Origin of the sequence: Streptomyces sp. T12 (genome assembly GCF_028736035.1) — a bacterium.
GTDB lineage: Bacteria > Actinomycetota > Actinomycetes > Streptomycetales > Streptomycetaceae > Streptomyces.
The window spans coordinates 7,856,907-7,869,069 of the sequence record NZ_CP117866.1; the positions used below are offsets into that span (position 1 = coordinate 7,856,907).

The window sequence follows — 12,163 nt, forward strand, 5'->3', positions numbered from 1 at the left end:
CCCTGTGTTGCCGTGACGCGACTGTACTGTCACCACTTTTTGTCGTCCCCTTGCTCGACTTGACGATCTCTTGACTGGCGGGCTTGGCAGTGCTGTGCGCGAGGAGTCTAAGGTATCCGTCTGTCGTTCAATATGAAGTGCAGCCAGGGGAGTTCGGGGGAGCGCAATGGAGTTCGAAACCTTTGACGTGGACACGGGCGTACTCCGCAGGCAGGGCGGGAAGTTCGTCGACCTCGGGGGTGATTTCTCAACCGCGTCCAAACGGTTCAAGGACAGCCTCGAAGAGCTTGGTGAGCCATGGGCGGATGCGGATTTCGGGGAGATCTTCGGCCAGGTCTACACGCCGATTCGCGACGGAATCTTCACATCGATGGGAAGTCTCGCGGATCGGCTGCAGAAGATCGGGTACAACCTGCAGGACATGGCGCGTAACTACGACGCATCGGAAGCGTCGAACAGCGGCCTGCTGAACGGAATTTCCGGCGAACTCTAATCAAATACGGGGCTATTGGCATGTCGCTCACACTGCCCGGCGAACTTGTCTGGGTGCTGGACCTCCTCGGATACACCTGGCCCGAGGTCGACGAAGAAGCACTGCACAAGGTCGCAGAGACCTGGCGGGCCTTCGGTGAGGAACTCGAAGAGATCCAACAGCACGGGGAAGGCCTCGCCCGCACGGTTGTCTCCCACAACTTCGGTATGGCTGTTGACGGGTTCAGCAAGGACTGGGGCGCTTATACCGGCGCGAACGGCGAGGACAGATACCTGCCGGACGCCAAGATGGCGTGCGAAGTGATTGCCTTCGCGTTCGACGCGGCCGCGGTGGCGGTGCTCACCGCGAAGGTGGCCGTGATCGTGCAACTCGTCGCCCTGGCCATCGAGATCATCGCGGCGCAGGCGGCGGCTCCCTTCACCTTCGGACTGTCCGAGGTCGGCGCGCTGGGTGCGACACAGGCCACGCGGCTGATCGTCCGTGAGCTGCTGGACAGGCTCAAGCGGGAGGTCATGGAGGCGGTCACCAAGGCCATGGAGCACGCCACCATGGACGCCGTCAAGAAGATGGCCAAGGAGCAGCTCGAGAAGGTCACCAAGGAGAAGGTCAAGCAGTTCGCCAAGGACCAGCTCAAGGAGCAGGGTAAGCAGTTCGTCCAGGAGAAGGTCGTCGACGCCGCCAAGGAGAAGGCCACCGAGGCCGCCGTCGGAATGGCGCAGAACATCGGCCAGCAGAGCATCGAGACCTACTTCGACGCGCGGTCCGGCGTCGACCTCGGTGAGACGGCGGACATCGCCAAGACGGCGGCCGGTGACTACGTGGACGGCCTGAAGAACGAGGTCACCGGGGGCGAGGGATCGACCTTCGCCGACTACGTGGACCCGACCACGCACGTGAACAACGCCGTGGACGCCGCGACGGAGCGGGTCACCGGGGCGGCCGGGGACCGGGTACAGCATGGTGTCGACGCGCTGTCCGGACACGGTGCGCAGAGCATGCAGGCGTCCGACGGGGCTGCGGACACCGGCTCCGGGTCGGGTTCCGGCTCTTCGGGCTCCTCGGGCACCACGCAGGCGTCCAACAGGCCGGCGGCCACTGCCTCCGCGGTGAGCTCCGGTTCCTCCGGCTCCTCCGGTTCCTCGGGGGGCGCGGACGACTGGGCCCGAAGCGAGTTCGGATGACGCCGCCGCTGCTTCAGCTGTCCCCGCCAACCACCAACGGGAAGGACGTGCCGCACCCATGACCGCGGACCGGGAGATCCAGGACGAGGAACTCATGGGGATCGCCCAGGACCCCGAGCAGGCCCTGAGGATGCGCCGCTCCCTGCGCACCATCGCCGGCGCGACGTCGCTCGGCCCGGACCTGCGCGAGATGGCGCGTGCCGTGCTGAGCGGGAGCGTCGACATCAAGGACGCCTTCCAGGACCCGCGCTACACCGAGGCCGTATTCCAGCGGATGCACGAGATGCGCCGGGCGGCCGAGGACCAGACGTACGCGGATCGTCAGCAGTCCAAGGTCCAGTTCGCGGAATGGGACGCTCGGCAGCAGGCGGACCTGGACCGAGAGCGTGCCGAGCGGGATGCGCCGGTGCACGGGGCGGGCGGGCCGGTCAGCGCTGAGGTTCGGAGGGGTGTGCGAGGCGTTGGGTGCGAGCTGGATTCCCGCCGACCTCGGTGAACCCGCGGCGTCTGCTCGACGAGCGTGACCTCATGGCCGGCGCGGCGCGGCGCGGCGCAGGCTCAGCATCGCGGCCGGTCCCCCGATGCCGTACCGACGACTATCGCCCTTGCGCGCCGTACACAACAAGCGGCAGCCGCCTTTGGGTTGAAACAACCTACGAGGATCCCGGACCGGCTGTGCGTTGATGCGTTCGCACGCGCCTTGATAGGTTCACGCCGGTCGGTCCACGCCGATCTGCTCGTCATCTGGCTGGTAAACCTGCTCGCCGTCCAGGCCGTCAACGCGAGCCCCGTCGGTGGGCAGGATGCGTCGGTGGCCATGTTCGCGCTGGTCGCGGCACAGGCCATCCGGCTCATGGAGATGTGGGCCGAGGCGGCCAAGACGTTCGACAAGTTTGCGATGGCACTGAGCGCGCTCGACCTGGCCATCTCCGCCTCCGACGACGGATTCTCGGTGGTGGACCGGGTCCCCAGGTGGGCACCGGTCGTTATGACCACCGGGCGAAATACGGAGTAGGCGGTAAGGATCTTGGGTTTCCTCGGCGGGGTCGACGATCTCGAGCGCTTCCTCACACGTTCGTGTTACTTGAGCGTCGGGTCGGTCCCAGCCTGTTGGGGCCTCACGGTCTTCCTCGTCGAGGATGTCGGCTGGCACTTCAGCTTTCTCGCTGGTTGCGTTCTCCCACTGATCGCCGCTCATCTGGGGATCCGCGCCAAAAGGGAAATCCGTACGCGTATGTCGGCTACGGCGTTCGGGCTCGCCTTCGTCTCCCTGCCGGTGATGGTTGCACTGGCGTACCTCGAGAGCTCGTAACGCGATCGGCTCACATCGCTCGGTGACGCTCGGGGCGCGCTCCGATTCAGGCCACGCTGCGGAGTACCACCAATGCCGCGCTGCTCCCCAGAGCACACGTCAGGGCGAGCGCCAGCAGCTTGCCGCTGCGGCTGCGATAACCGCGCACGGCCGCCCATACTCCTACGGCGCCGACGAGGGCCAGCGCTCCGCTCACCACGCGCATGGCGACGTCGAAGCCTGGCATGACTGTCGCCGCGACGCCGCCCAGGGCCACCATCGCGCTGAGGATGCCGGCGAACATTGCCGCGTTCCACCAGGTACGAGATGTCAGTCGCTCGCGGCTGCCGTCACCCATGTCGTTCATCAGCATGTGCGGCAGGCTACGCGATCGCCTGGATCGGCGTGGCGGGCCGGGAAGCTCACTCATCCGCCGGCCCCCGCAGTATGCGGCTGCCCGTTACCCGATACCTGTTAGCGTCAGAGCTTCCAGCCGTGGCCACTGTGGCGAGCCCGGCCCTGCGCCGTCCCCGAGCGCTCCGCTGTCTCCTGGCGTTCCTGTTCGATCTCGGCGCGCTGGGCTTCGAGGTAGCGTTCGGCCTCGGCGCGCTGCTGTTCACGCTCTTCCGGAGACTGCTGCTCGTACTCCTGGCGAGCCTGTGCGATGCGCTCGCCGAGGGCGTCGGAGTACGCGCCCACGCGCACGGCCTCGCGGAGGCCGACCCGCCCGGAGAGGACCTCGCGGGCCATCTCCTGGAGTGCACCGCCCGCGGACGGGCTGTCGGCGAGGCGCTGCAGCGACTTCCGCAGAGCGCGGGCCCGTGCCTCGTCCCGTGCGATGTCCATCAGGTCTGCGTCGCCGATCTGGCGCTCTTCAGCCATGGTGTGGATCTCTCCTTACTAATGGCAATTGCTGAGCACTGGCGGCAATTGCCGAGCGATCGGGCGATAGCGTCAGGCGACCGCGGGGTTGTCGTAATTTCCGCTCACCGACGGGAAGTTCTGGAAGTGCCCGTAGATCTCGGCTCCCAGCTGCTCCAGGACTCCGACTCCGCCGTTGACGATGGTCTGCGCCTGCGCAAACATCTTGGTCGCGTCGCCCCACATCTTGATCAGGCGCGCGATCTCAAGGGCGGCCAGTCCATACCCAACGACGGCCCCCACCCCTGTCCAGGACAGCGCGGTACCTGCGGCCATTTCAATACCCACGATGATCAGGCCGTCGATGATGCCACCGATGACGCTCTTGATGGCTTCCGCCGTCGAATAGGCGGCGTGGGCCAGGCGCTCGTACGTTGAATGCAGGGAATCGAAGGTCTCGCGGCAGCCGGTAAGTTTCTTTGCCAGCTCGTCAAAGTAGTTATAGGCCGCATCCGCGGCGTTGCCGTCCCATGCCGAATCGAGAGAGGAGTTCCCCGACTTCAGGTTCTGTGCCACGCCTTCGCATGCCTTGCCGATGTTCTGCCATACCGAAGCGCACTCGGCGAAGGACTCCCAGTCGCCGGCGAACCACTGGATGACTTCGTCCAGGGGGTTGAACCCGAAGACCGCGTTGTACGCCTCCGTGATCCAGTACGACGGGCTGACGAGGTCGCTCGCGTCGTTGAAGACGTCCAACAGGAGTCCCTGTGAGAACTCCTCGGGCTTCTTGGGGGCGGTCAGGTGGCTCGTGGGCTCGGATGCGTCTGCAAACCCGGACATGCAGGGGCCTCTCGGGGAGCTGGCGGAGTCAGCGCTTGCTGGGCGGGAAGGTGGCGTCCATGGACCGAGCGGTGGATTCGTCGGTCGTCCTGTAGTAGTTGGCGCTCTTCCTCATTTCCGTCTCTGCGGCGCGCAGCACCGACTCCGCCCGTGTCATGGCGGAGTTGACCTCTTCGACCACCGACCGGTGGGCGCCGATGATCAATTCGATCAGTCCTTGGTCGGAGACGCCTACGTCGGTATTGCCCTGTGCGTATTTCCTTGCCTGCTGAATGTCAGCGGCGGCTCTGCCTACTTGAGTCGCATAGCCTTCCAGATCGTCAGCCTGGACCTTGAACCCCATCTGTTCACCTTTGTCCGTTCAGTCACAGCCGTTCCGACACGCTACCGCAAGCCACATGGATGGATGTCGGCAGCGCATCCTGTGCTGCCCTGTTGACTATGACCGGGGTTTGGATTGCCGTCAGTGCCTGAACCTTGATCCATTCTTGGCGGGTTGAAAGGGGATCCTTCATGAAGGGCCAGGCCCTCTAACGCGAGGATCCGCGTGCACGCTCCCGATGCCCCTTGTGATCCGGAACGCCCATGTAGCCGGCCTCGCGCTCGGTCTCACCGAGCCACAGCTGGGGGACCTGTTGCTGGATCGCCGTGACCAGAGCCTTCCGGGAGCCCACCGGGACAGGGAGGCGGTAGCGCAGCCGCGGGAGGGTGGGGTGCAGCGGCTCCTCGTCGCGGACCAGGGGCCACAGGACGGGGTCGTCGCGGTCGATGGGAGCGTTGGGGCAGAGTTCGATGGAGTACACCTTCACCTTGCTCTTGCCCGTGCCCATCTTGCTCCAGTGCAGCCCCACTCCGGCGAGGCTCTGCCAGGGGATGACGTTCTGCGCCTTGCCGTTGCTGACCCACAGTCCCGTGTGGTCGACGCTCACGCTGGAGTGCCGACTCGACCAGGCGGCGATCAGGCTGCCGACGCTGATGAAGCCCATGAACAGCCCCATGACGATTCCCCCGATTCCCTTGGGGTCCGGCCCGCCGCCGCCGAGCCCGGCGGTTATCGCGATGCCGCCGAACAGGAGGAAGGCGCTGATGGCCGTGAGTACGATGCCAAGGGGGATCATCCGCCGCGAGGCTCGCCCGCCGGTGCGCACGACAGTGGCGGCGGGGGAGGGGGAGAGTCCGCTGGAAAACGACATGGCGCGGAGTGTACGGAACGTCTTCGCGACGCCCCGCCCGTTGGGTTGGGCGTTGACCGCTAAGCTCCGCTGCCATGGCAACACATGGCGGTGAGGCCGAGAAGAGGCCGGACAGGCTGGGTGAGCAACCACTGTCCTCAGGAGTGAGCACGGACGAGCTGAGGGCACAGTTCGAGGCTCAGGGTCGCCCGGGGCTCGCGGAGGGGCGGCGACGCGATGCGCGGCAGGCCCGGGGGATGTACGCGGCGTTGGCCGGGTTGGTCGCCGTCGTCTGCCTGGTCCTGATCGGCGTACGCCTCGGGCAGGGCGATGCGCTGGGGGTCTGGGTCGCCACGTATGCCATGGGGGTGGCCCTCGGTGGTTGGGGGTTTGTGCTCGCCCGGATCGGTCACACCCGCTGGGCGATGATGGTGACCTGTATCGCGGGGGTGTTGGCGGGTCTCGGGGACAGCCCCGCTTTCCGTTGAGGCAGGCAGACTTGGGCTTGAGCCAGGAGGGGCCAGGAGGGGCCAGGCTACCGACCGGGCACCAGGGAGTGGCCCGGGCCGGCGCCTGATGAGAATTCACGCCTGACGGCGCTTCTTCTTGCCGATGAGGTAGGCGACGCCCCAAGCCGCGGCCGCGGCGACCACGAGGCCGAGCGGGGAGAACCAGTCGACTCCGCCGCCGGTTTCGTCGTTCCACCAGGCCCTGGCCGGGAGGAAGGCGTCGAACCTCAGCAGGTCCCAGACGGCACCGGGCGACTGCATGTCGGCGACGATGAGCGGCCAGGCGTTGGTGTAGCCGAAGAAGGCTCCGAGTGTGGCGACGACGGTTCCACCGATCCGGGCGCCATTGTGGTCGTGCCCGACCGAGCCGACCAACGCGCCGACAATCGCTCCGTTGACCAGCGCGTGGGTCAAGTAAAGGGTGTTGGCCGTGACGAGCGTGACGTCCTTGTACGTGGCGAAGATGACACCGGTGTAGATCAGCGAGACGACGACCGAGACGAAGAAGGCCAGCCAGACCGCGCCCACCGGGTGACCGCTTGCGTTCGGACGCTGCCCGAAGTGGGGCGGCTGGAACCCGGGTGCGGGGTGCATCGGATGCATCGGTCCGGCGTGCATCGGGTGTTGCCCCGGGACCGGCGCCGTTCCGGGGTACATCGGAGGCTGGCCGGGCGGGGGCGGCGGCCCGGCCTGCATCGGGGGTTGCCCGGGAGAGGGAGGCGGACCGAACCCCGGTTGTTGTTGCTGCTGCGGTGGTGGGGCGGGCTGGTTGTACGGGTTGTAGGCGTCCTGGGGCGGCTGGGGTGACTGAGGTGGCTGCGGAGGCGGCGGTGGCGGTTGGAACGGCGGCTGGCTCATTGGTTTCCCACGGAGTGAACTGATAAGAGCAGCAAGTTATCAGTGAGATCAGGAGGGGGCCGTCGGAGCCGGAGCGGGCTGCGTGAAGGGCGGAGCTGAGGATGCCTCGATGCGCAAGTGAGGAATGAGGAAGTGAAGAAGTGAGGAAGTGATAAAGCGCGGACAGCCCCATAGATCGGCGGACCGGGCGGCCTCGGGGGGCCTGGGAACGTGGTGGATGTGTACAGGTGTCGGAGGTATGCCGTGAACACCGACACGATTGCGTGCGAGGTGTCCGCAATACCGCTCCACCCAGCTTGACCTGCACGAACCGGCCTCGCCAAGATCTCCTGAGTCAAGTCGGGGCACGGAGCATCACGTAGGGGAACGGGACAGCATTGAAGACGGACGCGAGCGGCGGGCGGAACCTGCGGAAGGCCGGAACGGGAGCGCCCCGCATCGGCTTCGCTGCCGCGGAACGGGGCGTTGGCGGCCGTATAGGGTCCGGAGTGCTGGGCATTTTCATCCTGCTCTTCGGCCTGATTCTCGTCGGGGTGGGCTACGAGGAAGGCCCCAGGAAGGTGTCCGGTGGCACGCAAGGGGTGATCACCGTCGAGCGTTGCGGCATGGACGTCATCGGGGACGACGTGGAGTGCTCCGGCACCTTCCGCTCCGACGATGGCAAGCTCCGCTCCGACGTGGCGGACTTCGAGCCCGGTGGGGACTCCGGCAAGGGCGAGAAGTTCCAGGTGGTGGGATACGACACGGGGCATTTCCGCCGCGGCACCTTCGCGTCGTTCTACGTCGAGGCTGTCAAGGTCTGGTGCGTCGCTGCCGCCATGTTCGGAGTGGCGACGTTCCCGCTGAGCGCCGCCTTCCGCCGCGAGGGCCGCACCATGCGGCGCGGGACGTTCATCACCGGCCTCATTCTGCTTTTCGGCGGGCTGCTGGGCTGTGGTCTCTGTGCCCTGGTGAACGCCGTGCTCATGTAGCGGCCCCGGCAAGGGCGCACCAGCAGGCGCTGCGGGGGCTGTTGTCAGTGGTGGGTGCCAGGATGGCCGTATGAGTGAGGAGCTGGACGACCTACTGGCCGACGTACTGGCCGACCCCGCGCGGCTGTTGACCGCTGACCGCGAGGCGTTGCGTGACCACCTCGCCGCCGCCGCGAACGGCGCGGAGAGCGTGGGGCGAGAGGTCTTTGTCCAGGCTGAAGCGATCTTCGGCGGCGCGGAAGTGTCGGCAGCCGAGTTCGGCTCCTGGCTGCACTTCGCCGCGAAGGCGACCGGTCACGAGGAGTACGCCGAGCGGCTCGCGAAGGCCGAACCGGGGATGCCGTGGCGAACGGTGTGGGCGTGGTGGCGGCCGGCCAACTGGTTCATGGCCCACCCGAGCCTGAACGGCGACTACTACCAGGTCCACCGCCGCTTGTACGAGGGGCGGGAGCTCATCGAGGTGGTCGACCACCGCGGCCCGCTCTGGCTCGATGCGGAGACGGGGCGGAGGGTGAGGGTGGTCCGGGATGAAGGACCGCTGGCAGAAGCGCCCTTGCCGCCGGGGGTGTGGGATGCCCCGGAGCTGTCCGACTGGGACCTGACTGCCCCGGAGAGCTGGGAAGGAGCCGTCGCCTTCGCGGCCGAGGGCGGCAGGACCCGCTATCTCGTCCAGGACACCCACGGCATAGCGGTGCTCGAGACGGACGCCGAGGTGCTGCGGGACTGGCCGCGCGGCGACGGGATCGACCCCACGTCGTCCGAGGACCCGCCGCTCGACGCAGAACCGGCGCAGCGGCGGCCGTCCGGTCCGCTGACCGCGGCCCGGGTTGACGACGCCTTCGGGGAGCGGCATGTGGTTCGCACAGCCGAGAGTGCCCTGCCCGCGGGGCTGGAACACCCCGGGAGCAGACGGCACTTGAGGGACATCGGCCTGCCCAAGTGGTGGGTGTGCCACGGGGCCGAGTACGAGGCCCATCCGGCCGACGCCATGCGACCCCCGGCCGACGGCGACCTGGCCGAGGACGGCCTGCCCGGCGGTATGGCCGCCGCGGACCTGATCGCCTTCGGCACGTGCGACTACGGCGAGCTGTATCTGCACCGCCACGACGGGTCCGTACACATCTGGAGCCGGCTGGACGGCCCGACGGACGGGACGCTCGTACCACTCGCGCCAGACCTCGATGTCTTCACTCGCATCCTTGAGGCCGTGTACCGCTACAGCAACGCCTGCTGGCATCCCTATCCGGTGGAGGGGGACCAGGAGGTGGTGGCGCAGGTGTTCCTGGATGAGGTGGCGGAGCTGGCTCCGGGCCTGTTCGATCCGGAGACGTCCAGCGGCGTGGTGTGGAGCTGGCTCTACGCAGGCATCACGGAACTGGGCGTGGACGGCTTCTAGTGCCGTGACCGGGAAGGTTCGCCGGGTTGCTGCTCGCGGGTCGCCACGGCATCGGTCCTCCGTCTGGTGGAGGCCCGCGCGCGGCCGATGCCCGGATGTGGTCGGCTGAGGGCAGCATCACGCGGTGCCGGCCGTCATCCACAACCTCGCCACTTGCGACTGGATCGCCAAGGGCTACCCGCTGTGTCTGATCGGGGACTCCGACACCGGCAAGTCCCACCTGCTGATCGCCCTGGGCACCGCGGCCGCCATGGCCGGCTACCGGGTTCGCTACACCACCGCGGCCGCCCTCGTGAACGAACTCGTCGAGGCGGCCGACGACAAGCAGCTGGGCAAAACCATCGCCCGCTACGGACGCGTCGACCTTTTGGAGATCGATGAGCTGGGCTATCTCGAACTCGACCGCCGCGGCGCGGAGATGCTCTTCCAGGTTCTGACAGAGAGGGAGGAGAAGAACAGCATCGCGATCGCCTCCAACGAAGCGTTCACCACAGAGCGCGATGGCGCGCTTCCCGGATGATGCGGTCAGCGGTCTCCTCGGGAGTCAGGGCCGCGGTGTCGAACCACCAGCCGGCGTCGCCGAGCTCGCGTTTCATGTCTGCATCGAGATCTTCATAGCCATCGAAGTCGAACCGTTCTCGCGGATCACGGAGGGTGTCGCGGTACCGGCACGCCTCGATACCCGGTGCGAGGGCGACAAACAGGACATGCCGAGCCGGAAGGAGCGAGACGAAGAAGTCCAGCTGCCTGTGGTCGGGGATCACTCAGTCGATCACGGGCGTGAAGCCGGCGTCGGAGAAGTTGTTCGCCAGCGTGCACAGATTGCGGTTGCACAGCTCCACCTGCCGCGCCGCCTCGTCGGCAGGTTCACCAAGAGCCCAGACGTGACCGCTGACGACCAGCCTGTTGATGAAGTCGCCGTCGAGCCGGGGGGAGCGTGGCAGAGCAATCGTATTTTCAAGGCGCGGCCCTCCTGAGTACTCCGCTCCGGCGCCCCGGTTCCCCCGGCCGGATCTCCCAGCATCCGCGAGCGAGAACCACCACCCGATCCGACCCAACAGCCGCTTGGCGATCAAGCGTTCCCGGAACTCACCAGCACGCGCTGCCGCTTCCCGCCGACACAATCAGCGCCGTGACTCACATCGTGGCGCGTGCTGCCGAGGCTGTCGGTTCACTGATCCGCATCGCTCAGCCGCCCGCTCCGCTCCCCGTGAGCGGGCGTACTGCCGGTTCGAGCAGCGACAGCGTCCGCTGCTGCGCGTCGAGGGCGACGCGGATACCGACCGGCATCGGCAGATTCGGGCCGGCGTGTCCGAACTCGACGTTGCCCAGGACCGGGATGTCACGGTCGCCGAGGACATCGAGGACGATCTCGCGCAGGGTCGGGGACGCGTCGGGCGAGTCGAGTCCGTCGATCCCGTCCGGGATGCCTACGACCATGCCGGAGATCCGATCGAGGATGCCGGCGTGCCGCAGTACCTGCAGATAGCTCCACACATACGCGGCCTGGCCGCCAGCCTCCTCCCAGAACAGCACCGCGCCGTCGAACCGTTCGAGCGGCAGCGCGTAGGGCGTCGCCTGGGCCAGCACGATGCGGTTGATCACTCCGCCGATCAGGCGGCCTTCGGTGCGACCGGCACGCCAGCACTCCCACGTCGGGGTGGCCGGCAGCGCGCCGATCGGCACCGTACCGGTCAGCAGCGTCGAGTAGAGCTTCTCAAGTTCCGCTTGGCGTGCTGCGGGCGCGCGCTGCCAGTGTCCGCCGAGTCCAGGGGTGGCCAGGTCGGTATGGAAGCCGACCAGACCCGTGCGCGCGTAGAACACCAGATGCAACAGCGAGATGTCGCTGAAGCCGAGGATCGGCTTGGGGTCGGCAGTGATCGCCTCGAAGTCGATCAGGTCGAGGTAGCCGAGCGCCGTCTGGCCGCCGTCATGCGCGATGATCGCGCGCACTTCGGGGTCCCGCAGAAGAGCGTTGAGCTCTTCGGCGATCTCCGCCGGCCGGGCCGCGCTCCACCAACGGTGCCGCCCTGCATCGAGGAGCGGTGCCCGACGCACACGGAATCCCATCCGCTCGAGCACGACCACCGCCTGCTTGAGGTCGGGCTCGTAAGCGGCATGGAGCGGCCCAGACAGCGATGCGATAACGACGAGATCTCCGGGCCTCAGGGCACGAGGTCGAAGCAGTTGAGGCAGCGCAGTAAGAGTCACCGAGGCAGTATCCCGACACCCTCAGTAACACGCGACACATTTACCGGCGTCCATCCACGAAGCCCCTGGGCCCAGAACAAGCCGCCCTCCGGGGCCAGTTGGAGTCGCCTCGGGTGGAGCCAAATAGCACCGCCCTAGCCATCAGATGGCTGCCCCCGGCCCGGCGGCCGATCGCCTCGGCCGGTTCGAGGCGCTCGCGGGATCGTCGGTGAAGGACAGCTCAGGGGCGCCGAACCGGGGGTTCAAGGCTGGTTCCGCATGCCGTACAACCACGCTGGGACCGGCCCATTCAGGCTCGTTCAGATCGATGACCTGCACTACGTCTCTCGGGAGCCCCGCGGTCAGATCGGCGACGAGCTGACGGCGGCACTTCGGCGAGA

15 protein-coding genes and 1 pseudogene are annotated in these 12,163 nt (G+C 67.1%); 9 read left to right on the forward strand and 7 right to left on the reverse strand.

The window, feature by feature from the left end; genetic code table 11:
* Positions 1-166 precede the first annotated feature (166 nt).
* Genes PBV52_RS35395 through PBV52_RS35410 form a run of 4 tightly spaced genes read left to right on the forward strand, consistent with a single transcriptional unit; the run spans position 167 to position 2,689 of the window.
* Positions 167-493: a hypothetical protein gene (locus tag PBV52_RS35395; protein ID WP_274243986.1), complete on the forward strand. Its 327-nt coding sequence runs from the start codon at positions 167-169 to the stop codon at positions 491-493.
* 20 nt (positions 494-513) lie between these two features.
* Positions 514-1,674 (forward strand): PE-PGRS family protein, encoded by a 1,161-nt coding sequence (locus tag PBV52_RS35400; RefSeq protein WP_274243987.1) that lies wholly within the window; start codon positions 514-516, stop codon positions 1,672-1,674.
* 58 nt (positions 1,675-1,732) lie between these two features.
* Entirely contained in the window at positions 1,733-2,170 is a 438-nt protein-coding gene (locus tag PBV52_RS35405; protein WP_274243988.1) for a hypothetical protein, read from the forward strand.
* Positions 2,171-2,194: 24 nt separating this feature from the next.
* Positions 2,195-2,689 carry a hypothetical protein gene (locus PBV52_RS35410; RefSeq protein WP_274243990.1) on the forward strand — a complete coding sequence of 165 codons (495 nt, stop codon included), beginning with the start codon at positions 2,195-2,197 and terminating at the stop codon, positions 2,687-2,689.
* Positions 2,690-3,032: 343 nt separating this feature from the next.
* Here PBV52_RS35410 and PBV52_RS35415 read toward each other — a convergent pair whose 3' ends face one another.
* The 5 genes from PBV52_RS35415 to PBV52_RS35435 form a co-directional block, all read right to left on the reverse strand.
* Positions 3,033-3,338 carry a hypothetical protein gene (locus PBV52_RS35415; protein ID WP_274243992.1) on the reverse strand — a complete coding sequence of 102 codons (306 nt, stop codon included), beginning with the start codon at positions 3,336-3,338 and terminating at the stop codon, positions 3,033-3,035.
* 107 nt (positions 3,339-3,445) lie between these two features.
* A complete protein-coding gene (locus PBV52_RS35420) occupies positions 3,446-3,847 on the reverse strand; it encodes a hypothetical protein (RefSeq protein ID WP_274243994.1) in 402 nt (133 codons plus the stop codon).
* A gap of 72 nt (positions 3,848-3,919) precedes the next feature.
* Positions 3,920-4,582, reverse strand: a complete 663-nt coding sequence (locus PBV52_RS35425; protein ID WP_274243995.1) for a WXG100 family type VII secretion target — start codon at positions 4,580-4,582, stop codon at positions 3,920-3,922.
* Positions 4,583-4,694: 112 nt separating this feature from the next.
* On the reverse strand, positions 4,695-5,009 hold the full coding sequence (locus tag PBV52_RS35430) for a type VII secretion target (protein ID WP_274243996.1): 315 nt from the start codon (positions 5,007-5,009) through the stop codon (positions 4,695-4,697).
* Between the two features lie 187 nt (positions 5,010-5,196).
* Positions 5,197-5,859, reverse strand: coding sequence for a hypothetical protein (locus tag PBV52_RS35435; protein WP_274243998.1), 663 nt, complete (start codon positions 5,857-5,859; stop codon positions 5,197-5,199).
* A gap of 74 nt (positions 5,860-5,933) precedes the next feature.
* Between PBV52_RS35435 and PBV52_RS35440 the strand changes: the two genes are divergently transcribed.
* On the forward strand, positions 5,934-6,326 hold the full coding sequence (locus PBV52_RS35440; RefSeq protein WP_274244000.1) for a hypothetical protein: 393 nt from the start codon (positions 5,934-5,936) through the stop codon (positions 6,324-6,326).
* Between the two features lie 96 nt (positions 6,327-6,422).
* Here PBV52_RS35440 and PBV52_RS35445 read toward each other — a convergent pair whose 3' ends face one another.
* The gene (locus tag PBV52_RS35445; protein ID WP_274244003.1) at positions 6,423-6,941 is read right to left on the reverse strand and encodes a hypothetical protein; all 519 of its coding nucleotides are present in this window, start codon (positions 6,939-6,941) and stop codon (positions 6,423-6,425) included.
* Positions 6,942-7,693: 752 nt separating this feature from the next.
* Between PBV52_RS35445 and PBV52_RS35450 the strand changes: the two genes are divergently transcribed.
* The 4 genes and pseudogenes from PBV52_RS35450 to PBV52_RS35465 all read left to right on the forward strand — a co-directional run bounded on the left by PBV52_RS35450 (position 7,694) and on the right by PBV52_RS35465 (position 10,549).
* The gene (locus tag PBV52_RS35450) at positions 7,694-8,176 is read left to right on the forward strand and encodes a hypothetical protein (RefSeq protein WP_274244005.1); all 483 of its coding nucleotides are present in this window, start codon (positions 7,694-7,696) and stop codon (positions 8,174-8,176) included.
* A gap of 70 nt (positions 8,177-8,246) precedes the next feature.
* Positions 8,247-9,572, forward strand: coding sequence for an SUKH-4 family immunity protein (locus tag PBV52_RS35455; protein WP_274244007.1), 1,326 nt, complete (start codon positions 8,247-8,249; stop codon positions 9,570-9,572).
* A gap of 130 nt (positions 9,573-9,702) precedes the next feature.
* Positions 9,703-10,059: pseudogene (locus tag PBV52_RS35460) on the forward strand (ATP-binding protein); the annotation flags it as partial.
* Positions 10,060-10,072: 13 nt separating this feature from the next.
* Entirely contained in the window at positions 10,073-10,549 is a 477-nt protein-coding gene (locus PBV52_RS35465) for a hypothetical protein (RefSeq protein WP_274244009.1), read from the forward strand.
* 211 nt (positions 10,550-10,760) lie between these two features.
* On the opposite strand, the gene PBV52_RS35470 is transcribed toward PBV52_RS35465, so the two are convergent.
* Positions 10,761-11,783: an LD-carboxypeptidase gene (locus tag PBV52_RS35470; protein ID WP_274244011.1), complete on the reverse strand. Its 1,023-nt coding sequence runs from the start codon at positions 11,781-11,783 to the stop codon at positions 10,761-10,763.
* Between the last annotated feature and the right edge of the window lie 380 nt (positions 11,784-12,163).

Coding starts and splice junctions, on each gene's coding strand:
- PBV52_RS35400 (WP_274243987.1), top strand. CDS start 514: ATGTCGCTCACACTGCCCGGCGAACTTGTCTGGGTGCTGGACCTCCTC.
- PBV52_RS35415 (WP_274243992.1), bottom strand. CDS start 3,338: ATGCTGATGAACGACATGGGTGACGGCAGCCGCGAGCGACTGACATCT.
- PBV52_RS35405 (WP_274243988.1), top strand. CDS start 1,733: ATGACCGCGGACCGGGAGATCCAGGACGAGGAACTCATGGGGATCGCC.
- PBV52_RS35455 (WP_274244007.1), top strand. CDS start 8,247: ATGAGTGAGGAGCTGGACGACCTACTGGCCGACGTACTGGCCGACCCC.
- PBV52_RS35465 (WP_274244009.1), top strand. CDS start 10,073: ATGGCGCGCTTCCCGGATGATGCGGTCAGCGGTCTCCTCGGGAGTCAG.
- PBV52_RS35395 (WP_274243986.1), top strand. CDS start 167: ATGGAGTTCGAAACCTTTGACGTGGACACGGGCGTACTCCGCAGGCAG.
- PBV52_RS35445 (WP_274244003.1), bottom strand. CDS start 6,941: ATGCACCCCGCACCCGGGTTCCAGCCGCCCCACTTCGGGCAGCGTCCG.
- PBV52_RS35440 (WP_274244000.1), top strand. CDS start 5,934: ATGGCAACACATGGCGGTGAGGCCGAGAAGAGGCCGGACAGGCTGGGT.
- PBV52_RS35420 (WP_274243994.1), bottom strand. CDS start 3,847: ATGGCTGAAGAGCGCCAGATCGGCGACGCAGACCTGATGGACATCGCA.
- PBV52_RS35435 (WP_274243998.1), bottom strand. CDS start 5,859: ATGTCGTTTTCCAGCGGACTCTCCCCCTCCCCCGCCGCCACTGTCGTG.
- PBV52_RS35430 (WP_274243996.1), bottom strand. CDS start 5,009: ATGGGGTTCAAGGTCCAGGCTGACGATCTGGAAGGCTATGCGACTCAA.